We start from the raw sequence: 17,135 nt of genomic DNA, 5'->3' as shown, positions 1-17,135 counted from the left end.
AATAATTTCCATGAATAAGCAACTAACTGCGAGCAAAATAAACATATTGGCGTTTGATGCCTCTACAGAAGCATTGTCATTAGTGCTGAATTATAATGGTCAACTCTTTCACCATTTTGAAGAGTGCCCGCAGCAACATAGCCAAAAGATTTTACCGTTAGTGGATGCACTACTGGCAAAAGCAAACTGCAAATTAACAGATTTAGATGTGATTGGTTTTGGCCAAGGTCCCGGGAGTTTTACCGGAGTACGCATTAGTGTCGCGATTGCGCAGGGCCTCGCTTATGCGTGCAAACTGCCGCTGGTTGGAGTATCTACGCTGCAGATGATGGCGCAACAAGCGTATCAGCAAACCGGGGAAACGAGTGTTTTTAGTGCCATTGATGCGCGTATGGGCGAGATTTACTTTGCTCATTATACGCTAAATGATATTGGCATTATGACTTTGCAGGGTGAAGAACAGGTATTAAAACCGGCATTGTTAACGCTTGCAGATAAACAAGGTATTGCGGTTGGAACGGGTTGGCAAACATACCCTGAGGCACTGGTAGATAACCCACAAATTGCTATCAATAACGACATCATATTACCTGATGCCGGTTTTATGTTGGCTACAATTAGCGATGATTTCAGTGCGCAACGTACGGTTAGTGCAGCGCAAGCTCAGCCTAAATATGTACGTGATACAGTAACCTGGAAAAAGTTACCTGGGCGCGAATAAACTGATTAATAAAGCAACTTGCAAGGTTATTAAATATGGCACATAATTTAATAACCTAAATAGCGAGACGCAACTGTGACTATACCTATTGGTTCAGGTTTTTACACGGGAGATATCCCCGGTAAAATCACCCCAAAACAGCTCACTACTAATAAACCTCAAGGCTTATTAGAGCAACCTGTTGCCGATAATAAAAAGTCTGCTGAGTTTGTAAAGTCGAGTCAAGCAGGCATTGCGCTTGCCGATAAACTACAAAGTGAAACAGTACCGCCTAGCTATCGACAAACGATTTATGACCAACCTACTGCAAAAGTCAGTCGCGCTATTTCTACATATACCGAGTTTGCAAACCTTGAGCGCCGCGCTGAGGTGCAAAATTTAATTGGTGTTGATATATACGCTTAATAGAGCAGCGCACTTAAATAAATCAGCTTTTTACTCGTTAGCCTGTCCTTACACCCAATTTAAAGCCATTTAAGCAAATATTATAAGCTCTTTGCGGCTCTCATCGCTCATAATTGTTCTACTTGAAAAATCACTAATGCTGTTAGCGCGTTATTTAGCCCGCTAGAATAGTTAAATATTTAAGTCGATTGGTATAATCTGGCGGGGAAATAAAAAGCCCTGCTATAGTGATAGCAGGGCTTTTTATTTTATAAGGCATAAGTTTAAAATTGTTTTTGCTTGTTATAAAAACAATTTAAAGGCGACCCCTTACTTTTCTTTAATAAAGCCAATCAGCTTATTTGCTATATCAGTATTGTTTTGTGAGCCGATAAAGTGCTCAGCACCTTTACCATGCGCGAAAACTTGTACGTCAATTGCGGTATGACCACCCGTTGTCCAACCGGTAAAGCTGGCGTTGCTGATAATATCTTTAATGGCAAGGTTAAGCGCTTTGTCACCTAGTTTTTTCGCCTGTTCAAGCTTAGCTTGATTTTCAGGAGTGTAATCAATAGTTGTATTAGCAGTCCAAATCGCTTTTAAATCATCCGAGGCTAACATTTGTTCGGTTAATTTAACGGCAGTAGCTTTAACGCCCTTCACAACCTCAGCTTCCCATTTATATTGACCATGGGCACCTAAGGTAAGCCCCCCAGTAGAATGATCAGCAGTGATCACTAATAAGGTATCAGGGTTGTTATCAACGTAGGCTTTTGCTTGCTCAATTGATTTAGCAAAGTCATCCATTTCAGCCATTGCACAGGCAATATCATTGGCATGTCCACACCAATCAATCTGACTACCTTCAATCATAACGAAAAAGCCGTCTTTCTTATTTTTATCAAGTAATTCAAGTGCTTTATCGGTCATTTGTGCTAAACGAGTGGGGTTTTTATCTAACGCAAAATCAAGGCCAACTGGCGCAAATAAACCCAGCGCAGGAATTTGCTTTATATCTTTTAAAGCAGCAAAGTCATCACTGTATTGATAGCCGGCTTGTTTGAATTCTGCAACCAAATTACGGTCTTCACGGATATAATATTTGGTGCCGCCACCAAGCATCAGATCGACAGGTAGTTTCCCTGCTATTTTATTATCAATGTAATCATCAGCAATCTCATCATAGTTACGACGAGACTCATTGTGCGCTGCAAAGCTTGCTGGGGTTGCATGGTTGATTTGTGAGGTGGCCACGAGTGCGGTGATCATACCTTGTTGTTTGGCGATTTCCAGCATGGTTTTAAGTGGTTTTTTGTCTGTATCGACAGCGATTGCACCATTATAACTTTTATGGCCTGAGCTTAGTGCGGTTGCACTTGCTGCACTGTCTGTCACATAAGTATGATCGTCAGGGTAAGTATGCGCCATACCGGTAAGCATGGTATCAAATACAGTGCTTTCTATTTCTTTGGTTGACGGGTCATCTTTAAAATAACGGTATGCTGTAGTATAAGCGGGCCCCATGCCATCACCAATCATATAAATAATGTTCTTTGGTGCTTGCTCTGCGTATGCACTTGCGGAGCATAATAATGCCAAGAGGCTGATGTGTTTTTTCATTTTTGTACCCTGTTTATTATGTGGTGTTATTGTATACCCCCTGTATGATAAATAAATGTCTTTTACGTTAAACGACCCAAAAATAAAGAGGAATTACCAAGTGCATCCATTTTCAGTACAAAGTGGCGAATTAACACTTCATGGCCTAACCTTTGGCCAAGGTGAAGACGTTGTGATTGGATTGCACGGTTGGTTAGATAATTGCCATAGCTTTTTACCTATGTTAGAAAACAGTGTGTTATCAGCAACCTGGTATTGCATTGATTTTCCAGGGCATGGCAAGTCTGATTGGCGAAGTGCTGATGCCCACTATTATTTTATTGATTATATCGATGATATTTATAATTTAATTGATAAACTCGGGGTTGAAAAAGTGCACTTGGTTGGCCATTCGATGGGGGCAATGGCAGCAGGCCTGTTTGCCAGTTGTTTTGCCGAAAAAGTACAATCAGTGACTATGATTGAAGGGCTAGGTGTGATCACAACACCCAGCGATCGGGCTGTTGAGCAACTGCGTAATGCGATTTTAAACCGACGTCGTATAAAGCAAAAAATACCAAGACAATACGACTCAAAACAAACAATATACCAAGCGCGCGCGCAAGTTAGCGATTTGCCATTTGATTTGGTGACAGTGCTGATGGAGCGAAATATAATCAAAACTGATCGAGGTTGGTTGCTAAGTACTGATCCAAAGCTTAAAAATCATTCAGGTTTTAGGTTTGATGAGCAACAATGTATAGCGGTAATAAGCGAAATAAATGTACCTTGCCAATTAATATTAGGTCGTCAAGGTTATGCCTTTGTGAATGATAATTTTGAGAAATACAGTATTTATTACAAAGAGTTAATAGTTAGTAAGGTCGAGGGAGGACATCATTGTCATATGCAAAGCCCGACAGAATGTTTACAGCAAGTTCAAGCATTTATGCTGCAAACTGGTGCATGTTAATTGTATATTTGCACAAAATGTGGGAATATTTGCAAAATTAGAGTTATTGCTCAATTGTGGAATTGCCTTACTTAGTTTAAGGTTTAATAAAAATAAATTATAAATAGAACAGGAGCTAAGAGTGGAAAAAATTTGGCTGAAGCGCTACCCAGAGGGTATGCCTGAAACAATCGACCCTGAGCACTATCACTCGTTACTCGATTTATTCGAAAAAAGTTTTGCTGACTATAGTGATCTTCCGGCTTTTACTAACATGGGTAAAGCACTGACCTATCGCGAAGTAGATAGCGCCACTAAGCGGGTTGCGTCTTATCTGCAAAATGAATTAGGGCTAAAAAAAGGCGATAAAGTAGCAGTAATGATGCCCAACTTGCTACAAACGCCTGTAGCTATTTTAGGTATTTTGCGAGCGGGCTGCGTAGTGGTAAACGTAAACCCACTTTACACGGTTCGTGAGCTTGAACATCAGCTTAATGATTCTGAATCGACAGCGATTTTTATCCTTGCTAACTTTGCCGACACGCTAGAAAAAGCCTTACCAAAAACTAATATTAAACATATTGTGGTCACTCAAGTGGGCGACATGATGGGTGGGTTGAAAAAGCATATCGTTAATTTGGTGGTTAAATACATCAAAAAAATGGTGCCAGCGTATAGCTTGCCCAATGTGATTAAATTTGCCGATACGTTAGCCGCAGACGAGTCAGGCTACAACAAGCCTGCCATTGATCTTACTGATTTAGCTTTTTTGCAATACACAGGGGGCACAACCGGTGTTTCTAAAGGCGCGATGCTAACCCATGGCAACATGGTCGGTAATTTAGAGCAAGTATCAGGCTGTTTAGATAAAGTATTAGAGCGCGGTAAAGAGGTCGTGGTTACAGCATTACCGCTTTATCATATCTTTGCACTAACGGCTAACTGCTTAACGTTTATGAAGTATGGCGGATTAAATTTATTGATCACTAATCCACGTGATATGAAAGGCTTTGTAAAAGAACTAAGCCAACATAAATTTACTGCAATTACTGGTGTTAATACATTATTCAATGGCTTACTAAATACCCCTGGCTTTGCTGAACTTGATTTTTCAAGTCTGAAAATGTCATTGGGTGGCGGTATGGCCGTGCAGCGTCCGGTTGCAGAAAAATGGCAAAAAATCACCAACAGCAAATTAATGGAAGGATACGGTTTAACTGAGTGTTCGCCATTGGTGACTGTCAGCCCTTATGATCTAGATGCATACAATGGTTCGATTGGTTTACCTGCGCCAAATACTGATATCAAACTGATATTAGATAACGGCGAAGAAGCGGCCAAAGGTGAGCCTGGTGAATTATGGGTAAAAGGCCCGCAAGTAATGGTTGGTTATTATAACCGCCCAGATGCAACTGCTGAATGTTTGCAAGATGGTTGGTTTGCAACCGGTGATATTGCCACCTATGACGACGAAGGGTTCTTTTATATTGTTGACCGCAAGAAGGATATGATCATCGTATCTGGCTTTAATGTGTTCCCAAATGAAATCGAAGAAGTGATCGCAATGCATGACGGTGTGCTCGAAGCCGCCGCAATTGGTATCCCACATGATGTTAGCGGCGAACAAGTTAAAGTTTTTGTTGTTAAAAAAGACCCATCCTTAACTGAAAAAGATATAATAAACCACTGTCGTGATAATTTAACTAACTACAAGGTTCCTAAACTGGTTGAGTTTAGGGATGAGTTGCCAAAAACAAACGTTGGCAAAATACTCAGACGAGCCTTGAAAGATTAGCAAGCTAAAAAGCCGACATTATTTGTCGGCTTTTTATTGTAGGAGATTAAGTGCAATATCAATTGATCCAAACCCAACATCAATTAAATGAGTTTGTCGAGCAAATTCGCAACAAACCTATCTTAGCAATTGATACCGAATTTATGCGCCGGCGCACTTTGTATCCTGAAGTGGCGCTTATTCAAGTGTTCGATGGTGAGCATTTAGCGTTAATCGACCCCCTTGCTGAATTGTCACTGTTTGATTTTTGGCAGATTTTACGCGATCCCAATGTTCTTAAAGTGTTACATTCGCCCTCAGAGGATATTGAAGTATTTCAAAAGTATGCCGGCTTTGTACCTATGCCATTATTTGATACTCAATTTGCACTGCAACTATTAGGCAACGGCAACTGTATGGGCTTTGCACATATGGTTAAAAACTTGCTGGATATTGAAATAGATAAGAGTGAATCACGCACTAATTGGTTACAGCGTCCACTGACAATTAAGCAGCTCGATTACGCCGCGGCTGATGTGTTTCATTTATTGCCGTGTTTTGAGATTATTATTAAGCAAATAAATGAAGCTGAATTTTTTGATATTGTGATCAATGAAAGTGAGCTGGTGGCTGAAAAGCGCGCTTATCAAACGCCTGATGAACACCTTTATCAAGATATAAAAAATTCCTGGCAATTAATACCTGCGGATCTTGCGGTGCTTAGAGAGCTTGCCGCATGGCGTCGTAATAAAGCAATTCGTAAAAACTTAGCGCTAAACTTTGTATTAAAAGAACATAACTTGGTTGAAATTGCGAAGCGTAAACCAACCAGCCTAAATGCATTGCGCAACATTCCAGAAGTTGAAAGCATCGAAGTTAATCGCTCTGGTGTGGAGATTTTAAAGTGTATAGAAAAGGCAAAAGTAGTGCCGGTTTCAGATTTCCCGGAGCCGTTGAAGCGCCTTATTGACTTTCCTGCTTATAAAAAAGTCGCCAAAGAGATCAAACAAAAAATTACTAAAGTCGCGAAAGAGCAGGGTATACCTGAGGATGTATTAGCGTCTAAAAAGCAAATTAACCAGCTAATAAGTTGGAATTGGAAGTTAACCGCAGCGCAACGAGCCCAGTCTCCTAAACCCGATCTGCTTAACTCATGGCGCTACGCTTATGTAAAAGATGCGCTTAATGCGTGGGATGTGTAAATAGATTTTAGGAACTCGTTTATCATTAAGCAAGTTCCTAACTTACAGCATTACATGTTGTGAAGTATTTTATCTAAGTTGGCTTTTGATTTAGCAACGCTTTGTAAAGGCGTTAAGCCAGTTGGGTATTCTTCTTGCTCGATAACCAACCACTTTGTGCCGCCATCAGTGAGCAGCGACTGAATTATCTTTTGCCACGGGTAATTGTTTTCGCCGAATATAGGGCTTAAGCCGTCATTTTCGTGGGTGCGAACTTTTAAATGTGTCGCATAGGTTCTACCCGCATATTTCTTTATGAAATGCAGCGGCTCTTTGCCTGCGTAATGCACCCAGCCAATATCAAGTTGCAGTGGCAAGTTCGAGGGGGTATTACTGGCAATCGCATCCCAATAGGTTGCGTTTTTATATTGTTCAAACTCTTTATTATGATTATGAAAGCCAATTTGCATCTCATATTTTTGGGCAAGCTCATTAAGTTCAGTGAGTTGTTTTGTCAGTGACATTACGCCTTTAGGATCCCATGCGCGCTCATCCCACGGTACGAACAAAGTAGTGACCCCGAGCGTTTTATAAAATAATAAGGTTGCCATTAAGTTGGTTTCAGTTAATGCATCAAAGCCAATATGGGCACTGCTAGCGACTAAGTCTAAGCTGGCGAGTTTGTTTTTTAGCGCCCGTGGGTTATTTTTATAAGGGCCAAAATCACCTGCAAATTCGAGCCCTTGAAAGCCCATGTCAGCAAGCGCTGTGATGGTTGCGTCAAAGTCAGCCTTTAAAGCATCTTTAACCGACCACAATTGCACGCTTACTTTAGCGGGCTCACTGCTATTGGCGGATACAGGTAAAGACTGCAGCGCGAGTATGACTAAAATGCTTGCTATAGCATTAATTAATAATGAATACGTGGCTTTAAACATAATAAAACACCTAAAAAAATAAGCAGGGAATAGATCCCTGCTTTGGTCTGGGCTAACTAAAAACGAACATTGGGTTGTCGATCACTCATCTTTATAAGCATATTCACTTAAGCCAAGCTCATCTAAAATACTCTCTAAATGGGCTTTAGCTTCGGTTGAAGGGCCTGGATAATCACCCGCAATCGGCACATTGCCCAAATAGCCGATATCTTTACAGCCTTGAGGCGTACAAAAGAACGCAGCCAAAACTAATTCTTTAAAGCGCTTGAATGCTTTGGCAATACGTTGAAATTGTTCTGGTGTGTCGTCATTATAATAAGCAATATCATCCAATATAGCGTGTTGCTCAGCTTTATTGAGGGCACTGTAAAGTTTATTAAAGCGGATTTTAGATTCGTCATCAATCCACGCTAATGCATGTAAAATAGTAACACGATCTTTTTGTTGGCCATGATAGGGCGCGCTGACCCATTCATCAATAACACTTGGCACATTAAGCTCAGATGCACTGGGAATATCGCCTTCTTTTGGCACCAATAGATCGGATAAAATAGCCACTAAAGTCAATTGCGACTGGGTTAAAGTTAACGGCCAAGGCGACGACGGTGGAATGACTAAGTTAGGATCGGTGCCATAGCCTTTTGCTGTAATGGGGGCGATATCAATATCAGGCCAATGCCCCGAACTTGTTGGTGTATCTTCAAGTACTTTAGTGCAACCGGCGGTTAAACCGACAGTTGAACCTGCAGCAAGTAGGCCCAGCCACTTAAGTGATTCTCGGCGTGTCATACCAGAAATATATTTGTATGAATCCATACGATCGTTGGTGTTCATTACAATACTCCTTCACTGATCTGTTTAGCTAACCAAGTCGAATTACGCATCGCAAGCGTCATAATCGTTAAGGTACAATTTTTATGAGGGTTAGAAGCGAACACTCCGGCATCCATAACAAATAAATTGTCGCAATCCCAGGTTTGTCCCCATTGGTTGGTGACTGAATCAGTAGGGGAGCTACCCATACGTGTAGTACCCACTTCATGAATAATTTCGCCGCCCTTTGAAATTGCTTTTTCCGCAGGCGGTAGTTCGCCTACTTTGGCACCCATGTTTTCAAGGATTTGCTTCGCTGTTTTTAAACCGTGCTCAATTTGCTTAAGTTCTCGGTCAGACCACTTAAAGTGGAACTTAGCCACCGGAATACCCCATTTATCTTTAACGTTTTCATCGATTTCCATGTAGGTATCTTTATTAGGCAACATTTCACCGCGCAGTGCAAAGCCCACATATGAGCCATAGGCATCACGTATTTGTTGCTTAAGTTGTAGGCCATAGCCTTGCTTATCACCGGATACACCCGCACCTGGCTGATTAAAGCCACTGCCTATTTCAAAGTGATAACCACGTGGAAAATCAAGTTCTCCTTTTGCTTGGGCTTGGTGGCCCCACCAAGGTATAAATAAATGATTGGCAGTGTGCCCATCTTCGTTATAGCGCGGACGGCCTTTAAGTGCTGGAATTTGTGCGCCTAGCCATGCACCGGTTGAATCCATTAGGTTACGGCCAACTTGACCGCTTGAATTAGCCAGACCTTTAGGGTGCTTTTTATGTTTAGAATTAAGCAGAATACGCGCCGATTCGCAGGCACTGGCAGCTAAAATAACCACATCAGCTTCGATAGTGTGTTGTTGAGCTGAGTGTTTGTCTATGTAACTCACGCCGGTTACTTTGCCATCATCATTTACAGACACTGACTTTACCATCGCATCAGTGATCACTTTTAAGTTACCCGTAGCTTGTGCCATCGGTAACAAGGATGTTGTGGTTTGAAAAGCAGCACCAATTGAACAACCCGCACCACATGGAGTGGCGTAAAAGCAGGCCATACGATCATCTTTAGGGCGTGTTAATACAGCGCGATGCATAGGAGCCGCGGCAATACCTAGTTTTTTTGCCGAAGCTGCAATCAATAATTCAGGCACGCGTGGCTTTGGAGGCGGTTGTAATACGCCCTCAGGTGAAGGGGGCATATCATCTAAACCCGTGTTAGTGCCACAAATGCCCACTAACTCTTCGGTAATGTCGTACCAAGGGGCGATATCATCGTACACAAATGGCCAATCAGCTCCTTGGCCGTCACGGCTTTTACCTTTAAAGTCATGTTCACTAAAACGTAGTGAGTAGCGACCCCAGTGGTTAGTACGCCCGCCCAGCATGCGAGCACGCCACCATAAAAATTCAGAGCCTTTGGCACTGGTATACGGTTCATCAGGAACCTGCCAACCGCCATCAACAGTGGCATCATAAAAACCAAAGTTTTTATCTTTAGTACTGGTTGCCATTAATGGCGCTTCACTATTGCGGCGAAACATCGGACTTTCTTTTTTCGGATCGTAATCACGGCCCGCTTCGAGTAATAATACTTTGTGGCCAAGCTTAGTAAGGGTATACGCAGCCATTGCACCACCGGCACCAGAGCCGACAACTAACACTTTATGATCAAATGTTGACATAATTACAGCTCCTTAATTTTTATGTTTTTGAACCAAACTTTGTCGCCATGATCTTGCAGGCCAATACGGCCTTGTTTTGCGGTAGCAAAGTTGGACCATGTAGCAAATTTACTGTTTTTAACCAAGGTATTCCACGTACTGCTGCCAACAACAATACTGGCAGTGCTAACCCCATTTTGCCAAACCTGTAAATGGTTGTTTAGCATCTTGATGCGCACAGTATTCCATTGCATTGCTGGTTTGTGAGCTGAGGTAGGCGCCGTTAGCAAATCATAAATTGACCCTGATAAATGAGAGTCGATTTTGGTGTCTGAATGGCGTTCATTATCAATAATTTGGATTTCAGGCGCGTGAGAGTAAATATACTTGCCCAATTCATCGGCTAGAACAAAAATGCCACTATTACCAACTTCACTGATTTTCCAATCAAGTTTTAAGTCAAAATTCACATAGCTCTTTTTAGTTAGTATGTCACCACCGCCTTGGGTCAGTAACATAGCGCCGTCGTCAATTGTCCATTTTGAGCTGAGCGTATCGCTTTTAAAATTGCGCCAATGAGACATGTCTTGGCCGTTAAACAGTAATTGCCAGCCTGCTTTTTGCTCTTCTTTGCTTAGCTGGTTATCAGCTGTTTTGGCAAATGCAGTACTGCTAAACGTCAGTGCAATTGATAACATCGAGATTGATTTAAGCATAAAGTACCCCTTATTTTTTGTGTGTGACGTATTGCTATTAAACGTATTTTTCTACATTTTTATGTTTTGTTATAAACAGGTGCAGCCCAATAAATACCACAATCAGTACTATTGGAAAGATCAATAGGTTTTGTAAAACTGCTTGTCCTGCGACCACTTCGATTTGCTCTGCTGAGACATGTGTTTGTTGAGCTTGTTGCTTGGCACTGTCAATCCAGTAGCCTATAACTGGGTTCCACAAACTCATTGCAAACATCCCTGCGCCACCGATCAGAGACATTCCTAACGCGCCGGTTTTTGGCGTGTATTCCGCAACACAGCCAATCATGGTCGGCCAAAAATAGGTAACACCAATGGCGAACAGCGCGGCGGCAAAGTAAATTGCATTACCTTGCGCTTGGCTCATTAAAAATATGCCAATGGTTGAAAACACCGCTGAACCTAGTAGTACGCCTGACGGGCTAAAACGATGGACAATAGGCCCTGCAAAGAAGCGACCCAGCGCCATTAATCCGGTGATCAGCGCGAGAATAACCATAGGCGAGGCACCAGAAGAGCCGAGGATTTGTTCGATCCACTGCTGAGTACCAAACTCGGTAACTGCGGTTAGGGTCATGCAAATAATTAAAAACAGATATAAAGGCGAAAGTAAGTGCTTTAAGTTACTGGTCGTTGAATTTTGTTGAGCATCAAATTGTGGGAACTGCGCTTTAACTATCATCAGGCCATAAATAATGGTTGGAATTAGAATTAACGCGACTTGCCATTGCCAACTAAATCCAAATGAGGTCATTGTGTTTGAAGCCAATGCACCAATTACAATGCCGCCAGGGAACCATACATGAAAGCGGTTTAACATGGTGGTGGTGTTTTTCGGGTACATTTGGGCAATAAGCGGATTACATCCCGCTTCCACAGAGCCATTTGCAAAGCCGATTAAAAAGGTTGAGATAAGCAGTCCCCAAAAACCTTCGGCCATAATAGTTAAAAGCAGTCCTGCTAAGTGACAAACAAATGCCAATGCCACTAGTTTCTTCGCGCCAATGGCATTGTAAATGATGCCACCGAGCATAGTCGCAACTGGAAAACCGAGAAATGCCATCGCATTAACCCAGCCTAACTGAGCGCCAGTAAGGCCAAACTGCTCGCCTAATTGCCCTAAAATACCGGCTCTTATTGCAAACGTCATTGAAGTAACAATGAGTGCGATGCAGCAAAGCCGAAAAATAATACGCTGATTATTGTTATTATTCATTGTGTGTGATCCTGTTTATTAAATGCCTAATATCCGCTTATTGCGATCATCATTTGTTGCCATCGCAGTAAAGTCATCGAATGCCTTAGCTGTCGGGCGGATCAGATGATCTTGAATAAATTTAGCGCCTTCGCGTGCGCCGTCTTCAGGGTGTTTGATACAGCACTCCCACTCTAAAACGGCCCAACCGTCAAACCCATATTGGGTTAATTTGCTAAAGATACTTTTGAAATCAATTTGCCCATCGCCTAATGAGCGGAACCTACCAGGGCGGTCTTGCCAATTTTGATAGCCACCATAGACACCACTGCGACCATTTTGATTAAACTCAGCATCTTTGACGTGGAATGCTTTTATGCGTTGCTGGTAAATATCAATAAATGTAAGGTAATCAAGCTGCTGTAGTACAAAATGACTGGGATCATAAAGAATATTTACCCGTGGATGGTTATTTGTCGCGGCTAAAAAGCGCTCAAATGTAATGCCATCATGGAGATCTTCACCAGGATGAAGCTCGTAACAAACATCCACCCCCATTTCATCAAAGTAATCGAGTATTGGCAGCCAACGTTTTGCGAGCTCTGCAAATCCGGCTTCGACGAGGCCTGCTGGTCGTTGTGGCCAAGGGTAGAAAGTATGCCAAAGCAAAGCGCCTGAGAAAGTGACATGAGTATTCAACCCTAATTGTTTACTGGCTTTGGCTGCCATCATCAGTTGCTCGATTGCCCACTGGGTTCTACCTGTTGGGTTGCCGCGTAATTGCTCGGGCGCAAAGTTGTCAAACATTTCATCGTAAGCTGGGTGTACCGCAACTAATTGACCTTGTAAATGCGTTGATAACTCTGAAATTGTAAGCCCTGCTTGTGCTGCAATACCAGTCACCTCATCGCAGTAAGCTTGGCTTTGGGCGGCTTTTTCTAAATCAAACAACTCTGGGTTTGAAGTGGGCAGTTGAATTGCTTTATAGCCTAAACTTGCAGCCCACTGACAAATACTTGTAAAGTTGTTGAAAGGGGCCTCATCACTGATGAACTGCGCTAAAAATATTGCCGGGCCTTTTATTTTATTCATAGTTTGCTGATCCAATTTTAAATGGGTGCCATTTAGTGTCTTGGCTTGCAGCCTCGACTGCATTTTCAATAAATGCCATGCCACGAATTGCTTCTTTAATACCCGGTACGTCATAGTCAGCGTTGCTTGCTAACTCACCTGCTTTTTTCGCGTTGATCTGCTTAGCAAAATTGACATAAATGTTGGCAAATGCTTCAAGGTAACCTTCTGGGTGACCGGCGGGAGCCCGTAAAGCGTCTTGAGCAGCGTTACTTTTTAGTGCGACTCCTGCTCGTAGTAGCGTCGTTGGCGCATTATGACTTTTTAGCCATAAACTATTGGGTTCCATTTGCGACCATTCGATGCTGGCTTTATCGCCGTAAATACGCAGATTAAGATTATTCTCTTCCCCTAATGCAACTTGACTTGCCATTAATACGCCTTTACAACCGCTGTTAAAGCGCAGTAAAACAGTGCCATCATCATCGAGGGTTCTGCCTGGTACAACGTGATTTAAATCTGCGCATAACGCCGTAATTTCTAAGTCACTTACATATTCTGCTAAGTTTGCAGCATGGACACCGATATCGGCTATGCAGCAGCTAATACCTGCTTTTTGCGGATCTAAACGCCAATTTGCTTGTTTAGCTTGCTCGTCTTCATTGCTCGAAAGCCAACCTTGACTGTATTCCACAACCACTTTACGAATAGCACCAAGTTCACCTTGCGCAATACGATGACGCGCTTCTTTGATCATCGGGTAACCCGTGTAAGTGTGTGTTAAGCCATATAAGCAATCACTTGAGTGCAAGGTTTGCGCTAATAACAACGCTTCTTGTAAATTTAATGTCGCTGGTTTATCTGATAAAACGTGAAAACCACTTTCAATGGCAAGCGTTGCGATGGGAAAGTGCAAATGATTAGGTGTAACAATTGCGACAAAATCAATGCGTTGATCTGCTGGTAACTTAGCTTCTTCAATAAACATTTGCTGATAACTGTCATAACAGCGTGTTGGATTTATCCCCAGCATTGCCGCAGTTGCTTGGCTGCGTGTTGGATCTGAACTAAAAGAGCCCGCGACTAACTCAATCAAGCCATCTAAACGCGCTGCAATGCGATGAATCGCTCCAATAAACGCGCCTTGTGCACCACCGACCATGCCCATCCGGACCTTTGTTTTATTCATTAAAAGTTCCATTTCAGTAACTGACAACTGAAGTTGGTTAATATCATGTTATTAATAATAGGGAATGCCTAGCACTAGGGCTAATATAAATTCGGTTGACAATGCAATAAAATCGGCGTTTTATATATTATTAACAAATTCAGGTTTACAGAGTTTTATAGTATGGATGTAGAAACGATTATCGATAAAGCGGGTGTAAAGCAATTGATTGCTGCATTTGATTTATTACCAGATATCTTGTTTTGGGTAAAAGATACTGAAAGTAGAATTTTATATGCTAATCAGCACTTTGTTGAACATCAAGGGTACAAGGTGTTAGACCATATCTTGCTTAAAACCGATTTTGATTTTTCTTCCAAGCACCTTGCATTTCAATATGTGAATGACGATAAACGCGTTATGAATGGCTATATTGTTACGGATAGATTGGAATTAAATCAGACATCAAATGGTGAATTAGCCTGGTTTTCAACGTCTAAAAAAATGATTTGTGATGATAATGGCAATATACTTGGTACTTATGGCATCACACGCCATTTACAGAAAACCTCCAAGGCGCTTTCTCATGTCAGAGCAATTGAAGGTCCGGTTAATTATATTCGCGAACACTACCATAGAAATATCTGCGTTGAAGAGTTAGCTGAACTTGCGCATTTATCTGTTAGTGCATTAGAGCGGCGTTTTAAAAAGCATTTAGCGAAAACCCCGAATCAATTTATTAATGAGATACGACTCGAAAATGCCCGTAAACTACTGGTTGAAACGCGTTTACCGATTTCACAAATAGCCTATCAATGTGGTTTTGCTGAACCTAGCTATTTTAGCAAGCAATTCAGGCGCTTATTTGGTGAAATCCCATCACAAATGCGTGCCCATATTGAGCGTTAAAGGTGCATTTTTGCTAATTGAATTGCCCCTTGCTCAGGCGAATACTGTGCATCACACAGATAACCTTGTGCTTTGCTTGATAACCAGGGTGTAATTGTTTTTGCGGTGCCGCCCATTAAGGTAATACTTTGATAGCCAAGTTGGGCTAAATGTTCGATATAGCGGGTAATAAATTTAGCTGCTTGAGCTAATATCGTTTGTGCTACGGGATCATCCTGCATGTTGAAAACTAAAGGAGCAAAGCTTGCAAAGTAGGCCGGTTTTGCGTTGAGTGCAAGCTCAGTAAGTGAACTGCTATTGTCACAACCCAACTCGGTTAGTAAGCATTTAATTAATGGACTTGAAGGTGACATTCCGTCTAAGACTTCCAGCGCATACCTAAATAAAGTTAAACCAATCCAACCTCCGCTTGCACCATCACTTAAGAGTAAACCATGACCACCTAATTCAATGATAGTGTTACCTTTTATCGCGCCTGCACAAAAGCCAGTGCCTAATATGATAATTGCACCACTGTTATTGCCATGGGCACCTTGGCAGGCAATGTGTAAGTCAGTTGAGAAATTAAATTGTGCAAATGGATGCTGCCATTGTGCCATTTTGTTTTTTGCGCCATTGATCCCTGCACCAGCGAGGCCCGCATAGGCATTAATTGTGCTGAGTGCGCTGGCTGGTAAATTAGCTTTTTGTAATGCTTGCATTGTTGCAGCAAGGATTGATTGTTGCGCAACGGTTACTGAGGTAGCAATATTTGCGGGGCCACTTTGCGCTTGTGCAAGTAACACTCCGCGGTCATTTTCAAGCCTAACTTGGCATTTAGTGCCACCACCATCGATACCTAAAAACAAAGGGAAGTGAGATTGCTTAGTCATGTTTAGTCTGCTCGTGAGTTGATTTTTGTAAAATTGAGTTAATTAATAAAGGGTCCACTAAACCATCACTATTAAGTACGCCTGAGTAGGCATGCAATGATATTAAATTTTCGCTGCCTAGCTGCCACAAAATAGGCGCGTTGTTTGTGGTTACGCCACCGCCAATCACGATCTCGATTTGCCCTTTAGCGTCAGTAATGATGCTTTGCAACTGGTTAAGCCCTTGCATTACATCTTTATTATCAGTCCAGGGTGTGCCATTGGTAAGAATACGATCAACCCCGAGCTCGCTTAAAATGTGAAGTGCATTGCGACTATCTGCAATACAATCGAAGGCGCGATGAAATGTGCTGGCAAGCTGATAGTGTTTCGCGCACTCAACCAGTGTAGATGTAGCTGCCACATCAAGCTCATTGCCAGCAATTGCCCCAAAAACAACCCCAGTGGCACCTAATTGTGCAGCGCGGGTTATCTGGCTGGTCATAGTTTTGAGTAGCGCAGCGTCAACATTAAAGTGATCCGCGGTCGGCCTTATCATCACCAGTAACTCACCGTTTGAGGGCAATGCTTTTGCTGCAGTTTCAATTTCATCTGCCGTTGGACTTAGTCCAGCAAGATGCATTGCACCGCACAGCTCGATGCGACTTGCACCTGCACTGAATGCAGTTTTTACATTATTAGCTAAATTTATATGATCATCTGCATTCAAACAGATCTCTAGATTTTTACCCATTGCGTAATTCCATAATCTTAAGGCGACTAATTTCAATAAATTATTTAATATTAAGGTCGTTACTACAATAATAAAATACACCCTTTAAATTCAGTGGGTTAAATTTTATTGCTGCGTATTTTTCATACTAAAAAAACGTCAGATTAACTTCCTCTTGAGTTTGTCACTATAAATGAGGTAACTATTAATTGGATCTATTTTTAAGCTAAACGCCGATTTTGTCCTGCTAGCAACCGAATTTCTATTATCACTTTCTTTAACAGAACCCTATTCTGGAAATGCACTTTAACAGGCCATTAACCCTCTGCGAAATGATCTGAGTATTACAGATTCGTTTTGTGAAGGGCTTTAATGTGAATAAATATAACCAAGCACACACAATAATAAAGGA

The 17,135-nt window shown here is 41.9% G+C and carries 16 protein-coding genes; 6 read left to right on the top strand and 10 right to left on the bottom strand.

The genetic code is table 11. The features are described from left to right. Positions 1–10: 10 nt before the first annotated feature. Positions 11–721: a tRNA (adenosine(37)-N6)-threonylcarbamoyltransferase complex dimerization subunit type 1 TsaB gene (tsaB, locus tag ENH88_RS15885; protein WP_304183657.1), complete on the top strand. Its 711-nt coding sequence runs from the start codon at positions 11–13 to the stop codon at positions 719–721. 75 nt (positions 722–796) lie between these two features. Then, positions 797–1,126, top strand: coding sequence for a hypothetical protein (locus tag ENH88_RS15880; RefSeq protein WP_304183655.1), 330 nt, complete (start codon positions 797–799; stop codon positions 1,124–1,126). Positions 1,127–1,435: 309 nt separating this feature from the next. On the opposite strand, the gene ENH88_RS15875 is transcribed toward ENH88_RS15880, so the two are convergent. Beyond that, a complete protein-coding gene (locus tag ENH88_RS15875; protein WP_304183653.1) occupies positions 1,436–2,725 on the bottom strand; it encodes an alkaline phosphatase in 1,290 nt (429 codons plus the stop codon). Positions 2,726–2,825: 100 nt separating this feature from the next. Here ENH88_RS15875 and ENH88_RS15870 point away from each other — a divergent pair, with 100 nt between their 5' ends. The 3 genes from ENH88_RS15870 (at position 2,826) to rnd (ending at position 6,632) form a co-directional block, all read left to right on the top strand. Beyond that, entirely contained in the window at positions 2,826–3,677 is an 852-nt protein-coding gene (locus tag ENH88_RS15870) for an alpha/beta fold hydrolase (protein ID WP_304183863.1), read from the top strand. Positions 3,678–3,798: 121 nt separating this feature from the next. Beyond that, positions 3,799–5,451, top strand: coding sequence for a long-chain-fatty-acid--CoA ligase FadD (gene fadD / locus ENH88_RS15865; RefSeq protein ID WP_304183652.1), 1,653 nt, complete (start codon positions 3,799–3,801; stop codon positions 5,449–5,451). A 50-nt stretch (positions 5,452–5,501) separates the two neighbouring features. Beyond that, complete coding sequence (rnd, locus tag ENH88_RS15860; protein ID WP_304183650.1) at positions 5,502–6,632, top strand: ribonuclease D; 1,131 nt, start codon at positions 5,502–5,504, stop codon at positions 6,630–6,632. Between the two features lie 50 nt (positions 6,633–6,682). On the opposite strand, the gene ENH88_RS15855 is transcribed toward rnd, so the two are convergent. From ENH88_RS15855 to ENH88_RS15825, 7 genes are all read right to left on the bottom strand, one after another. Continuing rightward, positions 6,683–7,549, bottom strand: coding sequence for a sugar phosphate isomerase/epimerase family protein (locus ENH88_RS15855; protein WP_304183648.1), 867 nt, complete (start codon positions 7,547–7,549; stop codon positions 6,683–6,685). An 81-nt stretch (positions 7,550–7,630) separates the two neighbouring features. Then, positions 7,631–8,383, bottom strand: coding sequence for a gluconate 2-dehydrogenase subunit 3 family protein (locus ENH88_RS15850; RefSeq protein WP_304183647.1), 753 nt, complete (start codon positions 8,381–8,383; stop codon positions 7,631–7,633). Then, on the bottom strand, positions 8,383–10,062 hold the full coding sequence (locus tag ENH88_RS15845; protein WP_304183646.1) for a GMC family oxidoreductase: 1,680 nt from the start codon (positions 10,060–10,062) through the stop codon (positions 8,383–8,385). Before ENH88_RS15845 ends, ENH88_RS15850 begins: the two co-directional genes overlap by 1 nt. Positions 10,063–10,064: 2 nt before the next feature. Continuing rightward, complete coding sequence (locus ENH88_RS15840; protein WP_304183645.1) at positions 10,065–10,757, bottom strand: 3-keto-disaccharide hydrolase; 693 nt, start codon at positions 10,755–10,757, stop codon at positions 10,065–10,067. Between the two features lie 37 nt (positions 10,758–10,794). Then, positions 10,795–12,012 carry an MFS transporter gene (locus ENH88_RS15835; protein WP_304183643.1) on the bottom strand — a complete coding sequence of 406 codons (1,218 nt, stop codon included), beginning with the start codon at positions 12,010–12,012 and terminating at the stop codon, positions 10,795–10,797. A gap of 18 nt (positions 12,013–12,030) precedes the next feature. Then, positions 12,031–13,083: a sugar phosphate isomerase/epimerase family protein gene (locus ENH88_RS15830; protein WP_304183641.1), complete on the bottom strand. Its 1,053-nt coding sequence runs from the start codon at positions 13,081–13,083 to the stop codon at positions 12,031–12,033. Further along, the gene (locus ENH88_RS15825; RefSeq protein ID WP_304183640.1) at positions 13,076–14,251 is read right to left on the bottom strand and encodes a Gfo/Idh/MocA family protein; all 1,176 of its coding nucleotides are present in this window, start codon (positions 14,249–14,251) and stop codon (positions 13,076–13,078) included. Before ENH88_RS15825 ends, ENH88_RS15830 begins: the two co-directional genes overlap by 8 nt. 162 nt (positions 14,252–14,413) lie before the next feature. On the opposite strand from ENH88_RS15825, the gene ENH88_RS15820 reads away from it, so the two are divergent. Next, positions 14,414–15,139 carry an AraC family transcriptional regulator gene (locus ENH88_RS15820; protein ID WP_304183639.1) on the top strand — a complete coding sequence of 242 codons (726 nt, stop codon included), beginning with the start codon at positions 14,414–14,416 and terminating at the stop codon, positions 15,137–15,139. Here ENH88_RS15820 and ENH88_RS15815 read toward each other — a convergent pair. Both ENH88_RS15815 and ENH88_RS15810 read right to left on the bottom strand, forming a co-directional pair. Beyond that, positions 15,136–16,011, bottom strand: a complete 876-nt coding sequence (locus tag ENH88_RS15815) for a BadF/BadG/BcrA/BcrD ATPase family protein (protein ID WP_304183638.1) — start codon at positions 16,009–16,011, stop codon at positions 15,136–15,138. The two genes, ENH88_RS15820 and ENH88_RS15815, sit on opposite strands and share 4 nt — an antisense overlap. Then, the gene (locus ENH88_RS15810) at positions 16,004–16,744 is read right to left on the bottom strand and encodes a copper homeostasis protein CutC (protein WP_304183637.1); all 741 of its coding nucleotides are present in this window, start codon (positions 16,742–16,744) and stop codon (positions 16,004–16,006) included. The genes ENH88_RS15815 and ENH88_RS15810 overlap by 8 nt, the downstream gene beginning before the upstream one ends. Positions 16,745–17,135: the final 391 nt, after the last annotated feature.

Origin of the sequence: Pseudoalteromonas prydzensis, assembly GCF_011050055.1 — a bacterium.
In the GTDB taxonomy this organism is placed as follows: Bacteria; Pseudomonadota; Gammaproteobacteria; order Enterobacterales; family Alteromonadaceae; genus Pseudoalteromonas; species Pseudoalteromonas prydzensis_A.
This window is presented reverse-complemented; position numbering and strand designations above follow the sequence as displayed.

Excerpts from the sequence above, each read along its gene's own strand:
- ENH88_RS15830 (WP_304183641.1), bottom strand. The coding sequence starts at position 13,083 with ATGAATAAAATAAAAGGCCCGGCAATATTTTTAGCGCAGTTCATCAGT.
- ENH88_RS15840 (WP_304183645.1), bottom strand. The coding sequence starts at position 10,757 with ATGCTTAAATCAATCTCGATGTTATCAATTGCACTGACGTTTAGCAGT.
- ENH88_RS15850 (WP_304183647.1), bottom strand. The coding sequence starts at position 8,383 with ATGAACACCAACGATCGTATGGATTCATACAAATATATTTCTGGTATG.
- ENH88_RS15815 (WP_304183638.1), bottom strand. The coding sequence starts at position 16,011 with ATGACTAAGCAATCTCACTTCCCTTTGTTTTTAGGTATCGATGGTGGT.
- ENH88_RS15810 (WP_304183637.1), bottom strand. The coding sequence starts at position 16,744 with ATGGGTAAAAATCTAGAGATCTGTTTGAATGCAGATGATCATATAAAT.
- ENH88_RS15875 (WP_304183653.1), bottom strand. The coding sequence starts at position 2,725 with ATGAAAAAACACATCAGCCTCTTGGCATTATTATGCTCCGCAAGTGCA.
- ENH88_RS15820 (WP_304183639.1), top strand. The coding sequence starts at position 14,414 with ATGGATGTAGAAACGATTATCGATAAAGCGGGTGTAAAGCAATTGATT.
- tsaB (WP_304183657.1), top strand. The coding sequence starts at position 11 with ATGAATAAGCAACTAACTGCGAGCAAAATAAACATATTGGCGTTTGAT.
- ENH88_RS15845 (WP_304183646.1), bottom strand. The coding sequence starts at position 10,062 with ATGTCAACATTTGATCATAAAGTGTTAGTTGTCGGCTCTGGTGCCGGT.
- ENH88_RS15835 (WP_304183643.1), bottom strand. The coding sequence starts at position 12,012 with ATGAATAATAACAATAATCAGCGTATTATTTTTCGGCTTTGCTGCATC.
- ENH88_RS15855 (WP_304183648.1), bottom strand. The coding sequence starts at position 7,549 with ATGTTTAAAGCCACGTATTCATTATTAATTAATGCTATAGCAAGCATT.
- ENH88_RS15825 (WP_304183640.1), bottom strand. The coding sequence starts at position 14,251 with ATGAATAAAACAAAGGTCCGGATGGGCATGGTCGGTGGTGCACAAGGC.